The 18,440-nt window shown below is 66.9% G+C and carries 11 protein-coding genes; 4 read left to right on the forward strand and 7 right to left on the reverse strand.

The genetic code is table 11. From position 1 onward, the window contains the following. Window positions 1-81 precede the first annotated feature (81 nt). Window positions 82-1,488 carry an argininosuccinate lyase gene (gene argH, locus U5768_RS11445; protein ID WP_322030513.1) on the forward strand — a complete coding sequence of 469 codons (1,407 nt, stop codon included), beginning with the start codon at window positions 82-84 and terminating at the stop codon, window positions 1,486-1,488. A 254-nt stretch (window positions 1,489-1,742) separates the two neighbouring features. Further along, window positions 1,743-2,672: a bestrophin family protein gene (locus U5768_RS11450; protein ID WP_322030514.1), complete on the forward strand. Its 930-nt coding sequence runs from the start codon at window positions 1,743-1,745 to the stop codon at window positions 2,670-2,672. A gap of 10 nt (window positions 2,673-2,682) precedes the next feature. On the opposite strand, the gene U5768_RS11455 is transcribed toward U5768_RS11450, so the two are convergent. From U5768_RS11455 to apbC, 5 genes are all read right to left on the reverse strand, one after another. Continuing rightward, the gene (locus tag U5768_RS11455; RefSeq protein ID WP_322030515.1) at window positions 2,683-3,432 is read right to left on the reverse strand and encodes a lysozyme inhibitor LprI family protein; all 750 of its coding nucleotides are present in this window, start codon (window positions 3,430-3,432) and stop codon (window positions 2,683-2,685) included. A 17-nt stretch (window positions 3,433-3,449) separates the two neighbouring features. Next, entirely contained in the window at window positions 3,450-5,729 is a 2,280-nt protein-coding gene (locus U5768_RS11460) for an arginine/lysine/ornithine decarboxylase (RefSeq protein ID WP_322030516.1), read from the reverse strand. Between the two features lie 75 nt (window positions 5,730-5,804). Beyond that, window positions 5,805-6,374, reverse strand: a complete 570-nt coding sequence (gene dcd / locus U5768_RS11465) for a dCTP deaminase (RefSeq protein ID WP_322030517.1) — start codon at window positions 6,372-6,374, stop codon at window positions 5,805-5,807. Between the two features lie 176 nt (window positions 6,375-6,550). Continuing rightward, window positions 6,551-7,105 carry a superoxide dismutase family protein gene (locus tag U5768_RS11470; RefSeq protein WP_415913885.1) on the reverse strand — a complete coding sequence of 185 codons (555 nt, stop codon included), beginning with the start codon at window positions 7,103-7,105 and terminating at the stop codon, window positions 6,551-6,553. A 148-nt stretch (window positions 7,106-7,253) separates the two neighbouring features. Beyond that, complete coding sequence (apbC, locus tag U5768_RS11475; protein ID WP_322030518.1) at window positions 7,254-8,342, reverse strand: iron-sulfur cluster carrier protein ApbC; 1,089 nt, start codon at window positions 8,340-8,342, stop codon at window positions 7,254-7,256. A gap of 258 nt (window positions 8,343-8,600) precedes the next feature. On the opposite strand from apbC, the gene U5768_RS11480 reads away from it, so the two are divergent. Further along, window positions 8,601-9,254 carry an OmpA family protein gene (locus U5768_RS11480; protein ID WP_322030519.1) on the forward strand — a complete coding sequence of 218 codons (654 nt, stop codon included), beginning with the start codon at window positions 8,601-8,603 and terminating at the stop codon, window positions 9,252-9,254. 441 nt (window positions 9,255-9,695) lie between these two features. Beyond that, window positions 9,696-11,852 carry a methionine--tRNA ligase gene (gene metG, locus U5768_RS11485; RefSeq protein ID WP_322030520.1) on the forward strand — a complete coding sequence of 719 codons (2,157 nt, stop codon included), beginning with the start codon at window positions 9,696-9,698 and terminating at the stop codon, window positions 11,850-11,852. A gap of 101 nt (window positions 11,853-11,953) precedes the next feature. On the opposite strand, the gene U5768_RS11490 is transcribed toward metG, so the two are convergent. Together U5768_RS11490 and U5768_RS11495 are read right to left on the reverse strand one after the other, a co-directional pair. Continuing rightward, entirely contained in the window at window positions 11,954-16,486 is a 4,533-nt protein-coding gene (locus U5768_RS11490; RefSeq protein WP_322030521.1) for a translocation/assembly module TamB domain-containing protein, read from the reverse strand. A 61-nt stretch (window positions 16,487-16,547) separates the two neighbouring features. Then, window positions 16,548-18,233, reverse strand: coding sequence for an autotransporter assembly complex family protein (locus tag U5768_RS11495; protein ID WP_322030835.1), 1,686 nt, complete (start codon window positions 18,231-18,233; stop codon window positions 16,548-16,550). Window positions 18,234-18,440: the final 207 nt, after the last annotated feature.

Here is an 18,440-nt window from a genome sequence, read left to right on the forward strand (position 1 = left end):
CGCCGTGCTCAACGCAAAGCGCCGCAAGCAATGCGCCGCGCGGCCCGCCTTCTCACCGCTTGCTCGTTCACGCCCATCACCATGACGTCCCAACTGCACAAAAAAGGCGAAGCCTGGTCGGCTCGCTTCTCCGAACCCATGTCGGAGCTGGTCAAGCGCTACACGTCGTCGGTCTTCTTCGACAAGCGTCTCGCGCTCGTCGACATCGAGGGCTCGCTCGCGCACGCGTCGATGCTGGCTGCGCAGAAGATCATCTCCGCCGACGACCTCGCCGCCATCCAGGGCGGCATGGCGAAGATCAAGGGTGAAATCGAGCGCGGCGAATTCGAATGGCTGCTCGACCTCGAAGACGTGCACCTGAACATCGAAGCGCGCCTGACAGCCCTGATCGGCGACGCGGGCAAGCGCCTGCACACGGGCCGCTCGCGCAACGACCAGGTCGCGACCGACATCCGCCTGTGGCTGCGCGGCGAGATCGACCGCATCGGCGGCCTGCTCGGCGACCTGCGCGGCGCGCTGCTCGACCTGGCCGACCAGCACGCGGGCACGATCATGCCCGGCTTCACGCACCTGCAAGTGGCGCAGCCCGTCACCTTCGGTCATCACCTGCTCGCCTACGTGGAAATGTTCACGCGCGACGCCGAGCGCATGGCCGACTGCCGCAAGCGCGTGAACCGTCTGCCGCTGGGCGCGGCGGCGCTCGCGGGCACGAGCTATCCGATCGACCGTCATGCCGTGGCGAAAACGCTGGGCTTCGACGGCATCTGCGCGAATTCGCTCGACGCCGTTTCCGACCGCGACTTCGCGATCGAATTCACGGCGGCGGCGGCGCTCGTCATGACGCACGTCTCGCGATTCTCGGAAGAACTGGTGCTGTGGATGAGCCCGCGCGTGGGCTTCATCGATCTGGCCGACCGCTTCTGCACGGGCTCGTCGATCATGCCGCAGAAGAAGAACCCGGACGTGCCCGAACTCGCGCGCGGCAAGACCGGCCGCGTGAACGGCCATCTCATGGCGCTCCTCACGCTCATGAAAGGCCAGCCGCTCGCGTACAACAAGGACAACCAGGAAGACAAGGAACCGCTCTTCGACACCGTCGATACGGTGGCGGACACGCTGCGCATCTTCGCGGAGATGGTTGCGGGCATCACGGTCAAGGAGCAGGCGATGCGCGCGGCAGCGCTGCAAGGCTTCTCGACGGCCACGGATCTCGCGGACTACCTCGTGAAGAAGGGCCTGCCGTTCCGCGACGCACACGAAGCGGTGGCGCACGCGGTGCGCATCTGCGTGGACCGCAACTGCGATCTCGCGGACCTCACGCTCGACGAGATGCGCCGCGAACTCCCGGCGGTGTCGAATCTGCTGGCCGAAGACGTGTTCGAAGTGCTGACGCTCGAAGGCTCGGTCTCGGCGCGCAACCATCCGGGCGGCACCGCGCCCGAGCAGGTGCGCGCGGCCATCGCGGCGGCGCGCGCGGCGCTGAAGTAAGCGCAACGTTGCGGGCGGCGAACGCCCGCGCTCAACGGCCAACCGGGCGCGCGACTTCAAACGTCGCGCGCCCGGTTTGTTTCTGGGCGGCGCACAACGCGACAACTCGCATGACACCGCGCCGGACACCGCGCTGTACCCGCAGCAAAGCGCTGGAAGTGTGCGCCCGGCAGCCGCGCGCCATGGGCTACGATCCCGCGCCATACTGACGGTTTGCTCCGTCAGGTTCTGCCTTCGTTCCCATCCCCTGCCCCATGATCGTCCGCCCTCATCTCCACTGGTTCCGCATGCTGCTCGCGTGGCGTGGCTCGGTGCTGCCGCAGCTTCTGCCGCGCCTTTTCATCGTGCTGGTCCTCTCGATCATTGCGGTGGCCGCGCACGATCACATCCTCAAGCTCACGGTGAACCTGAGCACGGTGCCGTTTTCGCTGATCGGCATCGCGCTCGCGGTGTTTCTCGGCTTTCGCAATAGCGCGAGTTACGACCGCTACTGGGAGGGCCGTAAGCTCTGGGGTCAAATGCTCAACGAAACGCGCTCGCTCGTGCGGCAAGCGCTTACGCTCCCGCACAACGGCGACGAAGCGGCTACGCGCGCACGCGCCCGCGAGCTGATGGGTCTGCTTGCCGCGCTGCCGCACGCGCTGCGCCATCAATTGCGCAATACCGACCCGCGCGCCGATCTCGAATCGCGCTTGCCCAGCGCGCTCTTCGCGCGTGTGATGGCCTCGCGCTACCGCCCAGCCACGCTCATGCTGTGCGCCTCGGAATGGGTGCAGCGCGAGACGCGCGAAGGCCGCCTCGACGGCTACGCGGTGCTCGCGTTCGAGCGCAATCTCAATGGAATTTCAGACGTGATCGGCGGCTGCGAGCGCATCGTTTCCACGCCACTGCCGTTCGCCTATACGGTGATGATTCATCGCACCGTGTACTTCTTCTGCGCGCTGCTGCCGTTCGGCCTCGTGGATAGCATCGGCGGATTGACGCCGATCTTCGCCGTGTTCGTGGCCTACGCGTTCATGGCCCACGAGACGATCGCCTCACAACTGGAAGACCCGTTCGGCACCGAAGACAACGACCTCGCGCTCAACCAGATGTCGGCCGGCATCGAGGCAGCATTGCACGACCTGATGGGCGAACCCACTACGCTGCCGGCGCGCGCGCCGGAGCAGTTCATCCTCGACTGAAGGCGCAACCTCAGTGATTGTTCACGGTCTCGGCGAGGCGCTTCAAGGTGGCGAGGCGCGCGCCTAGCAGATCGAGCCGCGCATGCTCGTCGATGAGCGGCGTGGTCGCGTCGCGATACGCGCGCCAGTCGCTTTGTGCGCGCGCAACCACCGGCCGCGCATGCTTCGGCATGCGCGCATAAAGCTGACGGTAGTAGCGGTTGAGGTCGTAGCTTACGTGCTCGCAGCGCGCGTCGGCGCTGCACGCGCGCACCTTCGGCGTGTCGCCGTCGTGCGTGGCGGCCTGGTTGCGCAGCGCGAGCGCGCGGTCGCGCACCGGCTGCAGGCGCATGTCCGCTTCGTAGAGCTGGTAGGTGCTGCCGCTCGTGGTGGCGAACGCGGCGGCGAGCATGGTGTCCTCGGCGTCGCGCCAGGCCGCCCACTTCTGCTGGCTCGACTGCCAGCGCTTTTGCTGCGCGGGCGGCAGCTTCGCGAGCAGTTGCGTGAACGCGATGTCGGCGGCCGCGCGCCATGCGGTGCGCGCGTCGTCCATGCACTGGATCTGCCCGGCCGTCGACGACCGGTCCGCGCGCGCGAGACACGTGCGCATGGCCGTGTCGATGGGATCGGCCGCCGCGACCTCGGCGCGCGCCGCGGGCGCCACGGCAAACAGCAGGGCGAATAGCGCGGCGAACAGCGCCGCGGCCACCGGCACCACCGACAACGCCGGCACCCTCGCAGCAAGAAAACGCGCTAGCCGCGTCGATGAACCACCCAACATTCCCCTCCCTCGCGCGTTCAGTCGCGCACGCAATCCACGAAATACTCGATGCGGCCGTTGATGGTCTCGCCCACGAGCCCGTGGATGTCGGTGTGGAAGCCCGGGAAGCGCTCGTTGAACTCGCGCGCGAACTTCAGATAATTCACGATCGTCCGGTTGAAACGCTCGCCCGGAATCAGCAGGGGAATACCCGGCGGATACGGCGTGAGCAGGATCGACGTGACGCGGCCTTCGAGTTCGTCCACGGGCACGCGGTCGATCTCGCGGTGCGCGAGCTTCGCAAAGGCGTCCGAAGGCTTCATGGCGGGCTCCATGCTCGAGAGATACATCTCGGTCGTGAGGCGCGCGATGTCGTTGGCGCGGTAGACGCTGTGGATCTGCTGGCACAGGTCGCGCAGGCCCACGCGCTCGTACATCGGATGCTGCGCGACGAACTCGGGCAGCACGCGCCACAGCGGCTGGTTGTTGTCGTAGTCGTCCTTGAACTGCTGGAGTTCGGTGACCATCGAGTTCCAGCGGCCCTTCGTAATGCCGATCGTGAACATGATGAAGAACGAGTACAGGCCCGTCTTCTCCACGATGATGCCGTGCTCGGCCAGGTACTTCGTGACGATGGCGGCCGGAATGCCCGTGTCGCCGAATTCGCCGTCCACGTCCAGACCCGGCGTGACGATGGTCGCCTTGATCGGGTCGAGCATGTTGAAGCCTTCCGCCAGCGCGCCGAAGCCGTGCCAGTGGTCGTTCGGGCGCAGCATCCAGTCTTCGCGCGAACCGATGCCCTCTTCCGCCAGCTCGTCCGGGCCCCAGACCTGGAAGAACCAGTCGTCGCCGTATTCGGCGTCCACCTTGCGCATGGCGCGGCGGAAGTCGAGCGCTTCGGCGATCGACTCTTCCACGAGGGCCGGGCCGCCCGGCGCTTCCATCATCGCGGCGGCCACGTCGCACGACGCGATGATCGCGTACTGCGGGCTCGTGGACGTGTGCATGAGATACGCCTCGTTGAAGCGATGGCGGTCGAACGTGCTGTCCTCCGAATCCTGCACGACGATCTGCGAAGCCTGCGAGATGCCGGCGAGCAGCTTGTGCGTGGAGTGCGTCGCGAACACGAGCGCCTTGGTGCGCGGACGGCCCGCGCCAATCGCGTGCATGTCCTGGTAGAACGCGTGGAATTCCGCGTGCGGCAGCCAGGCTTCGTCGAAGTGCAGCGTGTCGAGCATGTCGCCGAGCAGATCCTTGATCATCTCGACGTTGTAGACCACGCCGTCATAGGTGCTTTGCGTGATCGTCAGAATGCGCGGCTTTACGTTGGGGTTCTTCTCGAGCGCCTCGCGCGCGAACGGATTCGCGAGAATCTTCTTGCGGATGTTTTCCGGCTTGAACTCGTCGCGCGGAATCGGGCCGATGATGCCGAAGTTGTTGCGCGTGGGCGTGAGGAACACCGGAATCGCGCCCGTCATCGTGATCGCGTGCAGGATCGACTTGTGGCAGTTGCGGTCCACCAGCACGATGTCGCCCGGCGCCACGGTGGCGTGCCAGACGATCTTGTTCGACGTGGACGTGCCGTTGGTCACGAAGAACACGTGGTCGGCGCTGAAGATGCGCGCCGCGTTGCGCTCCGAAGCCGCGACCGGGCCCGTGTGATCGAGCAACTGGCCGAGTTCTTCCACGGCGTTGCAGACGTCGGCGCGCAGCATGTTCTCGCCGAAGAACTGGTGGAACATCTGGCCGAGCGGGTTCTTCAGGAACGCCACGCCGCCCGAGTGACCCGGGCAGTGCCACGAGTACGAGCCTTCGTCGGCGTACTTCACGAGTTCCTTGAAAAACGGCGGCGAGAGCGCGTCGAGATACACCTTCGCTTCGCGAATCACGTGACGCGCGACGAACTCCGGCGTGTCCTCGAACATGTGAATGAAGCCGTGCAGCTCGCGCAGGATGTCGTTGGGCAAGTGCCGCGAGGTGCGCGTTTCGCCGTACAGGAAGATGGGGATGTCGGCGTTGCGCTTGCGCACCGCTTCCATGAACGCGCGCAGCGCGACGATCGCGGGCGCGTGCTCGGGCGCTTCGCCGTCCGAGCCTTCCACGTAGGGCAGCAGTTCGTCGTCGTCGATCGAGAGGATGAAGCACGCCGCGCGGCTCGATTGCTGCGCGAACGACGTGAGGTCGCCGTAGCTCGTCAGCCCGAGGACTTCCGCGCCCTCTTTCTCGATGGCTTCGGCGAGCGCGCGGATGCCGGAACCCGAGATGTTCTCGGAGCGAAAGTCTTCGTCGATGATGACGACGGGAAAACGAAACTTCATGGGCGATTCTCCAAAAGAAACGACCGCTGCATATGACGCGCAGCGGTCCCCGTATGTCGTTGTGTCCGGTGCTGGTCAGGTCTTCGGCAAGGTGACGCCGTGCTGGCCTTGATACTTGCCGCCGCGATCCGCGTAAGAGACCTCGCAGATCTCGTCGCTTTCGAAGAACAGCACTTGAGCCACACCCTCGTTCGCGTAGATTTTCGCAGGCAAAGGTGTCGTATTCGAGAATTCGAGCGTGACGTAGCCTTCCCACTCCGGCTCGAACGGCGTGACGTTCACGATGATCCCGCAGCGCGCGTACGTGGACTTGCCCAGACACACCGTCAGGACGTTGCGCGGAATGCGGAAATATTCGACCGTGCGCGCGAGCGCGAACGAATTGGGCGGAATGATGCAGACGTCGCCCTTGAAGTCCACGAACGACTTTTCGTCGAAGTTCTTCGGATCGACGATGGTCGAATTGATGTTCGTGAAGATCTTGAATTCGTCGGCGCAGCGGATGTCGTAGCCGTAGCTCGACGTGCCGTAGCTCACGATCTTGCGGCCGTCTTCCGACATGCGGACCTGATCGCGCACGAACGGCTCGATCATCTTCTGCTCTTGCGCCATGCGCCGGATCCACTTGTCGGACTTGATTGCCATGTTCGCTACTTAACGAGAAATTAACGAGAAATCGGGTCGGGATAGCATGCGCCGGGCCCTGCCGGCCGTTCGCCGCACGCGAAAGGCGCCTATTTTACGCGATGTGGATCGCCGCGCCCGGAACTGCGTTCGCGCGGCTTGAGTCGTGACACCCGGCGCCACGCTTGACGCCGCGTTCACTGGCCGCGTATCAGCCCGCAGGCAAGCGCCGGGCCCGTGCCGCGTTGCGGGTAGGCGTAGGGGTCGATGGCGTCGCGATGCACGATGACCGCGCGTTGCAGCACGGAGCGCACGCCGTCGAGCGAGACGTCGGGTGCGACGATGAAGCCTGTCGCCACGCCATTCGAATCCGCATGGATATTGCCGAGGTCGCCTTCCACGCGCGCGCCGGGCTTCAGGCGCTCGGCGGCGGGCGCGAACACGGCGCCGGCGCTCGAGGCGTCCGTGGCGTTGCAGTCGCCGCGCTCGTGCACCTGCAAGGCGTGATCGCTGTCGGGCGGCAGGCCCGCGAGGTTGTAGCTCACCTGCACGCCGTCCGAGTGCTCGACGAACGAAACGGTGCCGCGCACCTGGCTGCCCACGGTGGGCAGCAGTTGCGCGTTCGCGCGCTTGTCCTCCTGCCCCATGAAGCTCGTGCAGCCCGCAAGCAGTACGCCGCCGCACAGCGCCACGACGGCGACCATCCAGACGACGTGCACATTCCCCGCTTGCCTGTCGTGTCCTTTATCCATGCGATCCTCTTGCCGGCCGGCGGCAGCCCCGTTGCTGCCGCCATGCCGGACCCGATGAAGCCCACATGATACCGCGCACGCGGCGCGCCGCGCGCCTATCTGTCCCCATGCGCGGGCCGCCGCACGGGCGCCGCGCACCCGCCGTCGCTCAGGTGTTCTGCACGACGATGGTGGGGAACTTCGAGGTCATGTCGCGGGCGCGTTCGGCGATCTGGATCGCCACGCGGCGCGCAATGGCGCGATAGATGTCCGCCACCGGCCCGTGCGGCGCGGCCACGACGGTCGGGTTGCCCGAATCGGCCTGCTCGCGAATGGCGATGTCGAGCGGCAGGCTGCCGAGTACTTCCACGCCGTATTCCTTCGCCATGCGCTCGCCGCCGCCCGCGCCGAAGATATGCTCGGCGTGGCCGCAGTTCGAGCAGATGTGCACGGCCATGTTCTCGACGATGCCGAGAATCGGAATGCCCACCTTCTCGAACATCTTGAGGCCCTTCTTCGCGTCGAGCAGCGCGATGTCCTGCGGCGTCGTGACGATCACCGCGCCCGTGACGGGCACGCGCTGCGAGAGCGTGAGCTGGATGTCGCCCGTGCCCGGCGGCATGTCGACCACGAGATAGTCGAGTTCGCGCCAGTTGGTCTGCCGCAGCAGTTGTTCGAGCGCGGAGGTCGCCATGGGGCCGCGCCAGACCATCGGGTTGTCCTGCTCGACCAGAAAACCGATCGAATTGGCCTGTACGCCGTGGCCGTCGAGCGGATTCATCGACTGACCGTCGGGCGACTCGGGGCGGCCCGTAATGCCGAGCATCATCGGCAGCGAAGGGCCGTAGATGTCCGCGTCGAGCACGCCGACCGAAGCGCCTTCGGCCGCCAGCGCGAGCGCGAGATTCACGGCGGTCGTGCTCTTGCCCACGCCGCCCTTGCCCGAGGCGACGGCGACGATGTTCTTCACGTTGGGCAGCAGCTTCACGCCGCGTTGCACCGTATGCGCGGTAATCTCGCTTCTGATGGCGACGCGGCTCGCCTGCACGCCCGGCACGGCGGCGAGCGCCGCCTCGACCTGCTTGCGCACGGCTTCGAACTGGCTCTTCGCCGGATAGCCGAGCACGATCTCGACGCCGACCGTATCGCCTTCGACGGTGACGTTACGCACGCCCTTGGCCACCGAATATGGATGGCCCGTGTTCGGATCCGTCAAGGCCGCTAGCGCGGCGTCGACCAATGCCCGATCTATGCTCATTGCAACTCCGTGGGGAATGCCGGTCTGCGCGAGCGCCCGTCCCGATGAGGGCTGGTCGCCTACGCGCCGGAAATCGAAAGAAATTGTTAAGCTGCATTGCGCAAAATTGCCCGAAAGGGCACGCTTCGCGGCAGCATCGATTTCGTGTCAAGGCGTCATTGTAGTAGCTGCCGCCGCGCGCCGTTCGAAGACCCTGTTCGCATGCGGGGCCGTGAACGACGCTGGCAGAGTCCGTTCCACTCAAGAAAGGGAAAGCAAATGAACACAAGAATCCTGACTCGCCTCTCCGTCTTCGCCGTGGCCGGCGCGCTCGTCGCCGGCTGCGCGACGCAGCAGGGCACCAACACGGCTGTCGGCACCGGTGTCGGCGCAGGCACGGGCGCGGCCATCGGCGCGATCTTCGGCGGCGGCAAGGGCGCGGCGATCGGCGCAGGCGCGGGCGCGCTCGTTGGCGGCGTGACCGGTTACAACTGGCAGAACATCAAGAACCGGCTTTCGGGCTCGACCAAGGGCACGGGCACGCAGATCACCGAGCAGCCGGACGGCTCGCTCAAGCTCAACATTCCGAGCAACGTGACCTTCGACACCAGCAGCTACGCGATCAAGCCGTCGTTCGCGCCGGTGCTCGATCAGGTCGCGCAAACGCTCCAGCAGAACCCGGAAGTCGTCGCGCAAGTGGTTGGCCATACGGATAACACCGGCCAGCCCTCGTACAACCAGACGCTGTCGGCCAACCGCGCGCAAAGCGTGGTGAACTACCTCGCCTCGCGCGGCATCCAGATGCAGCGCATGTCGGCCGAGGGACGCGGCGACACCCAGCCGATCGCCGACAACAGCACGGAAGCCGGCCGCGCCGCGAACCGTCGCGTGGAAATTTATCTGCGCGCAACGGCACAGCACCAGGGCGGCTAAGCCTCTTCCGGCCAGGCTTCATCCGGCTCTAGCCGGGAAAATGGCGACACATGAACGGGACGGCAAGCATGCCGTCCCGTTTGCATTTCGAAGCGCGCTGCGAAACCGTTGCTGGCCGGCCATCACGCGGCGCTTTGCCAGCGCGCGCAGAGAATCGAAAAAATTTTCGAACTCTCGGGAAAACGGGCTGTCTGTCTTTACGGTACGTGTGCGGCAGCGCCGCCGCGTCACCATTCTCCTCTTGTCGTTGTTGCTCCGGGGCCAATCTTGCCCCGGTTTTTTTTGGCCGCGATTTGTGCAATGCAACATCGCGATTGTCCGCGCGACAAACATACGCCCGACGCGTCGCGCATACGAGCCCTCACCGGCTAGCCGAACGGCGGTGCGTGCGCCCTGCTAAAATCGCCCTTTCCCCCCGCAACATCGGACTTCCCCTCACTTATGTCAGCACCCGCCACCGACCTCGCAGCAGCCGGCGCCCAGGCCAATCCGGGCGGCCGCCGCCAGATTCTCGTTACGTCTGCTCTGCCGTACGCCAACGGCCAGATCCACATCGGCCATCTGGTCGAGTACATCCAGACGGACATCTGGGTTCGCGCGCTGCGAATGCACGGCCACGAGGTCTACTACGTCGGTGCCGACGACACGCACGGCACGCCCGTCATGCTGCGCGCGGAGAAGGAAGGCCTCACGCCGCAGCAGCTCATCGCGCGCGTGTGGCAGGAGCACAAGCGCGATTTCGACAGCTTCGGCGTGTCGTTCGACAACTACTACTCGACGGACTCCGACGAGAACCGCGTGCTCTCGGAGTCGGTGTATCTGGCGCTCAAGGAAGCGGGTTTCATCGAGACGCGCGACATCGAGCAGGCCTATGACCCGGTCAAGAACATGTTCCTGCCGGACCGCTTCATCAAGGGCGAGTGCCCGAAGTGCGGCGCGAAGGACCAGTACGGCGATAGCTGCGAAGTGTGCGGCTCGACCTATGCGCCCACTGACCTGAAGAATCCGTATTCGGTGGTCTCGGGCGCGACGCCCATCCGCAAGACTTCGACGCACTACTTCTTCCGCCTCTCGGACCCGCGCTGCGAGGACTTCCTGCGCGGCTGGGTGAGCGGACTCGCGCAACCGGAAGCGACCAACAAGATGCGCGAGTGGCTCGGCGAGTCGGGCGAATCGAAGCTCGCCGACTGGGACATCTCGCGCGACGCGCCCTACTTCGGCTTCGAAATTCCGGGCGCGCCCGGCAAGTACTTCTACGTGTGGCTCGACGCGCCGGTGGGTTATTACGCGAGCTTCAGGAACCTGTGCGAGAAGCGCGGCCTCGACTTCGAAGCGTGGGTGAAGGCCGGTTCCAGGACCGAGCAATACCACTTCATCGGCAAGGACATCCTGTACTTCCACACGCTGTTCTGGCCGGCCATGCTTCAGTTCTCGGGCCACCGCACGCCGACGAACGTGTTCGCGCACGGCTTCCTGACCGTGGACGGCGCGAAGATGTCGAAGTCGCGCGGCACCTTCATCACGGCCGAAAGCTACGTGAGCACGGGCCTGAACCCCGAGTGGCTGCGCTACTACTTCGCCGCCAAGCTCAACAGCACGATGGAAGACCTCGACCTGAACCTCGAAGACTTCCAGGCGCGCGTGAACAGCGACCTCGTCGGCAAGTACATCAACATCGCGAGCCGCGCGGCGGGCTTCCTGATCAAGCGCTTCGAGGGCCGCGTGCAAGACAGCGCGATGCATCATCCGCTGCTCGAACAGTTGCGCGCCGCGATCCCGCAGATCGCCGCGCACTACGAAGCACGCGAATACAGCCGCGCGCTGCGCCAGACGATGGAACTCGCCGACGCCGTCAACGGTTACGTCGACACGGCCAAGCCGTGGGAACAGGCGAAGGACCCGGCCAACGCGGTCGCGCTGCATGAAACATGCAGCGTGAGCCTCGAAGCGTTCCGTCTGCTTTCGCTCGCGTTGAAGCCGGTGCTGCCGGAACTCGCGCAAGGCGTCGAGCAGTTCCTCGCCATCGGGCCGCTCACGTGGGCCGATGCCGGCAAGGCGCTTTCGTCGCAACAGCCGATCAACGCGTACAAGCACTTGATGACGCGCGTCGATCCGAAGCAGATCGAAGCGCTGCTCGCCGCCAACCGCGATTCGCTGCAGGCCACCGAAGCGCCCGCAGCCGTTGCGGCGGACGCCGGCAAGAAGTCGAAGGCGTCGAAGGAAGCTGCGAAGAAGCCCGCCGCCGACGAAACGCCCGAAGTCATCTCCATCGACGACTTCGCGAAGATCGACCTGCGTGTGGCGCTGATCGTCGACTGCAATGTCGTCGAGGGTTCGGACAAGCTGCTGCAACTCACGCTCGACGTGGGCGAGGAGAAAACGCGCAACGTGTTCTCGGGCATCCGCTCGGCGTACAAGCCGGAAGACCTCAAGGGCAAGCTCACGGTGATGGTCGCGAACCTCGCGCCGCGCAAGATGAAATTCGGCCTGTCCGAAGGCATGGTGCTCGCGGCGTCCAGCGCCGACGAGAAGGCCGAACCGGGCCTCTACATCCTCGAACCGCATAGCGGCGCAAAGCCGGGCATGCGCGTGCGCTAGGGCCGCACGAGCGCGAACGCCGCGGCGTTGCGCAACTCGCAAAAAAGCACACCGCCGAGGTGTGCTTTTTTATTGCCGTTTGCCGATGGTTGCCGACTTCCCTACCTGCGAAGCCGGTCGAACCTGCGGGTATAGAGAATGTCGGCGCCGTTGAACGTGCCGCCGTACACCACCAGCGACCAGTAACGCGAGAGGTTGATCGTGGCCTTCACCGCGTTCGACGCCGACTGCAACCCCTGCTCGTAGCCGATCACGAGACGCTGGTTGATGGCCTTCGCGATCATCACGACCTCGGGGTCGGTCAGGCCCACCTCGCTGCGCCCGATCGAGAACTCGTCGAGACCGATGCTCTGCGCGATGCGCTTGCCTTGCGCGCTGCCGAGCAGGGCGAGCGCCGTCGTCATCGCGCTTTGCTGGCCGAGGTTGTTGCCCTGGTCGGTGCCGTGCCCGAACAGCAGCCATGAGAGCTTTTCGTTATCGGGCACGTTGGGCTCGGAAACGAGGCGCACCGTCGGCGCCTGCACGGTGCCCGTGACCTGCACGCCCGCCTCGACCTGCTGGTTGCGCCGCATCGCGAGAATGTTGATGCCCGGATTGCCCACCGGCCCGTTGAACGTGAAGAAGCCGTTCTCGATGTTGAGCTTGGTGCCGAACGCCGTATACGTGGAGCCCTCGGTCACGCGCACGTTGCCGACCGCGCGCAGCGGTATGTCCGGCGCGCTGTTGACAGAGATCATGCCCGCGAGGCCCAGATCGGCGCCCTGCCCGCGGAAGCGGAAGTCGTGGCCGAGATCGATGTCGATGTTCGCGCGCGGCGCGAAGCGCGGCGCGGGCCTGGTCGACGCTGTTTCTTCGATGGGCGGCCTGCCGCCTACGGTCGTGCCGTCCGGGCGCACGATCACGACGTCGTCGCCGAGCGAGGGCGCGGGCAACTCGGGCATGTCGAAGAGCGCGTGATCGACGACGAACTTGCCGTCGATCTGCATGCCGCCCAGATGCCCGCCGTTGGCGATGCTCGCGCTGCCGGAGAGCGACAGCTTGCGGTCGGGCGACGCGAACAGTTCGAGCTTGTCCGCGACGATGCTCGCCGTGAGGTCGGGTTCGGCGTTGTCGAGACGCACGCGGCCCGTCGCGCGCAGCGTGCCGCTCGTCGCGCCGTGGAACTCGACCTGCTGGAAATCGACGAGGTTCTGCGAGAGCGCGATGCGGATCACGCCGTCCTTCAACTCCAGGCCCTGATCGACCACGGTGGCCGAAAGCCCGTCGCCGACCAGCGAGCCCGTGAGGTTCGGCTTCGCGACCGTGCCGCCGAGCACGAGTTGCAGCGCGAGATGGCCGTCGAGCAGATACGTCGGGCCCAGCATGCCGCCCGTGGTCCTGAGCGAGGGCACGTTCGCCTTGATGGTTCCGCCTATCGGGGCTTCGTCCGCGACGGTGAGGATGCCGTCGCGCGGCACGAGCGTCGTGTAGGCGTCGATGTCGAACGTGCCCACGCGGCTCGCCTGCGCATGCGCCGTGAGCGCGAGGCGGTTGCCGCCGCTGAAGGCCGCGCGCACGTTGAGGTCGCCCACGCCGAGCGAGGCGAAGCCGCGGCCGACCTCGGTCGTGACGTCGCCCGAGCGGCGCTTGATCTGCACATAGCCCGTGGCCGTCTGGCCGATGGAAAAGTCCCAGTCGCCGTCGAAGATCAGGTCGGTTCTGAGCGTGGACGGCACGCCCGTGAACTGCTGCCGGATCTGCATGATGCGCGCGAGCGACACGTTGGTGAGCGTGCCCGCCGAGCGGATGCGACCATGATCGAAATCGAACGCTTTCAGGTCGAGCGTCGCGCCTTCGCCCACGAGACGCGTGGAGCCGAGCGTAACCTTGCCCGCCCCCGCGCTCACCGTCAGCGGCGACTGCAGCTTCACGCCTGGCACGCCACGGTTCTCGAGTTGCGTGATCGTGCCGTTCCAGCGCGAGCCCTCGCGCGTGTCCTGAAGACCGCCATTCGCCGCCGCCACGAAGTCGATCGGCTGGCCTTGCACCTTGCCCTTCGCGCTCGCGGTGAGCGTGTGCCTCGCGCGGGTGCCGTCGAGGCGCGCGGTGAGCGTCGTGATATCGACGCCCGCGACGGCAATGTCGCTCGCGTCAGTGCTGAAGGCAAGCGCGCCGTTCGCACCGTCGCGCGCGAGCGCGCGGCCCTCGGCATGGCCGACGCGGTTCTCGCCGAACACCACGTGGTCGGCCTTGTAGTCGAGCGAGACGTCGGGATGCGCGAGGGTGCCCGTCACGTCGCCGTTCGCCGCGAGCTGGCCCGCTATGCCAAAGCCGAGCCGGTCGAGCTGCGGCGCATCCACGCGAAAGCGCAGGCGGTCGCCGCGCGCTCCGAAGCTGCCTTGCAGATCGACGGTGTTGCCCGCGATGGAGAGGTTCGCGCGGCTCGGCAGGAGCCGCGAGCCCGCGAGCTGGATGAGGCCCTGGCCCGTGAGCGGGAGGTCGTCGTAGACGCTCGGACCGAGCTTGAATTCGGCCCTCGTCGTGAAGGTGGGCGCGAGCGTGCCGCTTGCGTTGAGTGTGCCGTTCACGCGCGCCTCGATGCGCCGCCCGGCGGGACGCGCGGCGGGCCGCGGCGGCGGCGCGGATTGCGCAGCGCTGCGCGCCGGGGATGTTGCGGATTGCGCCGCGCCCTGCTCGGTCTGGTTCGCGTTCTCCACGCGCTTTTGCTCGGCGGCCTGGCCGCCGGATTGCGCGGGATTGAGCGACGGGTTCAGCGCCGGATTGAGCGCGAGATTGCGTTGCGGATTGAGCGCGTCGGTGGCGGGTTGCGCCGCGGGTCTAGCCGCGGGTCTAGCCGGCTGCGCGGGCGCGGACCGCGGCCGTGCGGCAGCGGCCGCCTTCGCGGCCGTGCGCGCCGGCGTTTGCGACGTGAGCGACAGCGGATCGAAATTGGTCAGCACCGCCTTGAGTTGATACGTGGAACTGGCGTCGTGCTTGAGCGCGCCCGACAAATCGATGCGCCCCGCGCCCGAAGTCAGCCGCACGTCGTTGAGCGACAGGCGCGCGGGGTCCTGCGTGACCTTGCCCTGCACGCGCAGCGCCGCCTTTGGATCGGCGAGATCGAGCGTGACGCTCTGCACGTCGCCGTTCAGCCGCACGCCGATCGGCCCTGCGAATTGCGTGGCGCGCACGCTCGACTCGATCGCGTTAAGGTCGAGCCCGGCCACCTTCAGATCGAAGCGGCCGTCGCGCCCGCTGATCGTGCCGCCGCCGGTGATCGTCGCGTTCCTCACGAGACGCACCGCGAGCCTCGGGATGCGCTGCGTCTTCGCATCGAGCACGACGTCGGCGTGGGCGTCGATGAGCGGCAGCAGTTTGGCATCGATGGCGCCCGGCTTCGCGTTCACGATCGACACCGCGCCCGCCACCGTGAAGCCAGCCGCATTGCTGCGCGCGCGCGCCGCGGTCGCCGTCGCCGATGCGGCGGAGGCGCCGGCGTCGGGCTTCGCGCCCGCCACGGGCGCGGACGCCAACGCCGGCACGGACCCCGGCGTCACCGCAGATACGGCCGTTGCCCCCGAAGCCGCCGCCGCGAGCGCCGCGGGCACGCCCGCCGCGCCGCCCGGCACCGGTTGCAACTGCGCGCGCACCGCGAGATCGGCGAACGGCGCGCCCGGCGCGAATGCCTGCGGATTGACATGATCGAACGCGAGCGTGGCGCGCTGCAAGGGTACGGAGGCGAACGGCGTGGCCTCCACATGCGCGCGGCCGTTGAGCTTCATGCCGCTCGCCTCGATCTCGGCCGTGAGCGCTTCGAGCGAGCCGGCGAGGTTTGCGCTGACCTGCACGTCCTCGCCGTTCACCTTGCCGGCGTAGCCCAGGTCGCCGGTGAGCGCGAACGGCCGCACGCCGTCGAGCGACGCCCGCGCGTTCACCGCGCCAAAAGGCGTATCGAGACGGTCTATGGCCGCCTCGTGATGGCGGCCGTCGCTGCGTCCGTGGAACTGGAGCCGCGAGAACTCGTTGGTGGAGGTGCCTTCGTGCACCGTGAGCCTGTTCACCTGCAAGTCGCGGATCTCGAGCCCGAGCGGCAGTTCCAGGTTCTCCGGCAGCTTCATGGGCGACGAGGGCTCGTGCGACGGCACGATGCGTATGTCGATGTCGCCCGCATGCAGATAATCGACCACGAAGCGCCAGGGTTTCTGGCCGAAGCCGTGCAATTCCCACTGGCCGCCGATGCGGTCCACCTTGAGCGTGGTGCCGTCCGCGCCGCGCCAGCTCACGTTGGTCAAGCGCACGCCGCTCGCGAGCGTGCCGCCTTCGAGCGTGCCCGCGAGCTTGCCGTCGAGCAGCCTGACCGCCGCGCGCCACGCGTACGCCGTGCCGCGCTCGGTGGTGAGCACGCCATAGAGCAAGCCGGCGACGAGCCCGACGATCAGCACCGGCACGACGATCGCCCAGGCAATCGCCTTCCAGAGCTTTCGCCTGCGGCGCGGCGGCGGCGCACCGTTGTTGCCGCCCGTGGCGCCGCCGTTATCGCCGCCGCCATTCGATTCGCCGCGCGCCTCGTCGTCCGGGCCGCGGCCAGCCTCCCCCGAAGGCACCGCGAATGCAGCGGGCAGCCACACGCAGGCAGCGAAACGGCGCGCGCTCATGCGAGCACCTCGCCGTACAGCGCGGGGGTCATGGCGAAACAAAGCCGCGAGCGCGTCATCATCAGAAGGCGATCCCGAGTGTCAGATAAGGCCGCACGCTGCGAGTGCGAAAACCATAGGCGAGATCGAGGTTGACCGGCCCGACGGGGCTGCGCCAGCGCGCGCCGATACCGGCGCCCGGGTCGAACTCCTTTTCTCCCCAGGTGTCGGTGGCGGTGCCGACGTCGAAGAACGCCGCGCCGCCCCAGTCGTGGCTGAACCAGTGCTGGTACTCGGCCGAACCGGTGACGAGATACTTGGTCGGCAGGATCGAGCCCGACTGGTCGTTGCCGATGCTCTGGAACGAGTAGCCGCGCACCGAGTTCGAGCCGCCCGCGCGGAACAATAGCGACGCCGGGACGCCGCTCGACGGGCCGCCCGTGAACACGCCGCCGAACTCCGCGCGGAACACCATGATGTCGCTGTGGCCGATCGGCACGTACTGCTGGCCGCGCATGTAGGCGCGCAGGAAGCTTTGTTCGGCGCCCACGTTCTTGACCGCGAAGCCTGCCTCCATGCGAATGATGTTGCCCGAGCGCGGAAAGAGCGGATCGTCGACGTTGCGGCGCGTCCAGCCCCAGGTCGGCACGAGCGCCCAGGCCCGCGAGGACGGCCCCACGTTCTGCGTGAGGCGGTCGTCGTAGAACATCAGCGCGTAGGTGTAGTCGATGTTCTGCGAGGTGCGCGTGCGCTGCACCCCGACGCGCGCGCTATAGATGTTCGTGTCCGACACGTCGGTGGTCGTATAGGACGCGACGAGGCTGTTCGTCCAGGCGCGCGGCCCGGGCGGCATCGAGAGCTGAACCTGACCGAACTTCTGGATCTGGTCGAGCCGCCCCTGCACCTGGAACGGCCACGCCGCCCCGAACGTGTTCAGGTAGGTGTAGGAGCCCTGGACGTGCGCGCCCGTGTCGGTCGAATAACCCACGCCGCCGCGGAAGCTGTTGTAGGGGAACTCGCTCACCTTCACGTGCACGGGCGTATCGGTCGGCTTCTGCGTGTTCGCGTCGACGTCGATCGCCACGCTCGCGTAGTACGGCGTGTTCTGCACCTGGCGCTGCAGTTCGGCCACGCGGTTCAGATCGTAGATTTCGCCCGGCGAGAGCGGATTCACGTTGTCGATGATGTAGGCCGGATACCGCTGCGGGCCGGAAACGTCGAGCTTGCCCAGCGTGAACGTCGGCCCGCTGTCATACGTTACAGAAAGTTGCGCGTCGTGCTGGAGCGGATCGATTCGCGCCTGCGAAAACGCGATTTTCGCGCCGAGATAGCGGCGCGCCTGCAGCGCCTTGAGCGAGGCGTTCTTGGCGTCGTCCCAGCCCGACTGTGTGAAGGCGTCGCCGTCGTGCAGCGAGAACGCGAAGCGCGCGGTGTTCTCCTGCGCCGGGTCTTCCGTGAGGACCGGGCCGCGAAACACGAGCTTCACCGACGAAATCGTCGTGCGCGGCCCCGGATCGACGCTCACCCGCACATGCCGCCTGCCGTCGATCGTGCGCACGTCGGTACGCACGACCGGCGTGAAATAGCCCGCCGTCGAGGCGAGGTCGCGCACCTGCTGCGGCGCGGCGGTCACGAGGAACTCGAACTGGTCCTCGTTCACGTCTGCGCGCGTGGCGAAGCGCGCGATGTCGAGGTGCTGCTCGAGCAGCCGGCGCAGGTCGCGCGGGGAGGCCTGGATGTCGACGTCGTAGTAGGTGTGCGGGCGCATCCACGGCAGGAGGGTGCTCACGATGTCGGCCCGGGCGACCGTCGGCGCAACGAGGCACGCGGCGAAACACGCGATCAGGCACGCGGCGAGCCGTGGCCGCGCCGCCCGCGCGGGGCGCCGCCGTGCGCACCATGCTTCGATCACCCATCCCGCCAAACGCCACCTCCCGCCGTCATGGAACTGGTTGGCGCCGGTTGAGCCGCTCGC

Source organism: Paraburkholderia sp. J76 (genome assembly GCF_905220295.1).
In the GTDB taxonomy this organism is placed as follows: Bacteria; Pseudomonadota; Gammaproteobacteria; order Burkholderiales; family Burkholderiaceae; genus Paraburkholderia.

What these genes read in the sequence shown, in the direction of transcription:
- argH (WP_322030513.1), top strand. Translation starts at nt 82, where the DNA reads ATGACGTCCCAACTGCACAAAAAAGGCGAAGCCTGGTCGGCTCGCTTC.
- U5768_RS11450 (WP_322030514.1), top strand. Translation starts at nt 1,743, where the DNA reads ATGATCGTCCGCCCTCATCTCCACTGGTTCCGCATGCTGCTCGCGTGG.
- U5768_RS11455 (WP_322030515.1), bottom strand. Translation starts at nt 3,432, where the DNA reads ATGTTGGGTGGTTCATCGACGCGGCTAGCGCGTTTTCTTGCTGCGAGG.
- U5768_RS11460 (WP_322030516.1), bottom strand. Translation starts at nt 5,729, where the DNA reads ATGAAGTTTCGTTTTCCCGTCGTCATCATCGACGAAGACTTTCGCTCC.
- dcd (WP_322030517.1), bottom strand. Translation starts at nt 6,374, where the DNA reads ATGGCAATCAAGTCCGACAAGTGGATCCGGCGCATGGCGCAAGAGCAG.
- U5768_RS11470 (WP_415913885.1), bottom strand. Translation starts at nt 7,105, where the DNA reads ATGGATAAAGGACACGACAGGCAAGCGGGGAATGTGCACGTCGTCTGG.
- apbC (WP_322030518.1), bottom strand. Translation starts at nt 8,342, where the DNA reads ATGAGCATAGATCGGGCATTGGTCGACGCCGCGCTAGCGGCCTTGACG.
- U5768_RS11480 (WP_322030519.1), top strand. Translation starts at nt 8,601, where the DNA reads ATGAACACAAGAATCCTGACTCGCCTCTCCGTCTTCGCCGTGGCCGGC.
- metG (WP_322030520.1), top strand. Translation starts at nt 9,696, where the DNA reads ATGTCAGCACCCGCCACCGACCTCGCAGCAGCCGGCGCCCAGGCCAAT.
- U5768_RS11490 (WP_322030521.1), bottom strand. Translation starts at nt 16,486, where the DNA reads ATGAGCGCGCGCCGTTTCGCTGCCTGCGTGTGGCTGCCCGCTGCATTC.
- U5768_RS11495 (WP_322030835.1), bottom strand. Translation starts at nt 18,233, where the DNA reads ATGCGCCCGCACACCTACTACGACGTCGACATCCAGGCCTCCCCGCGC.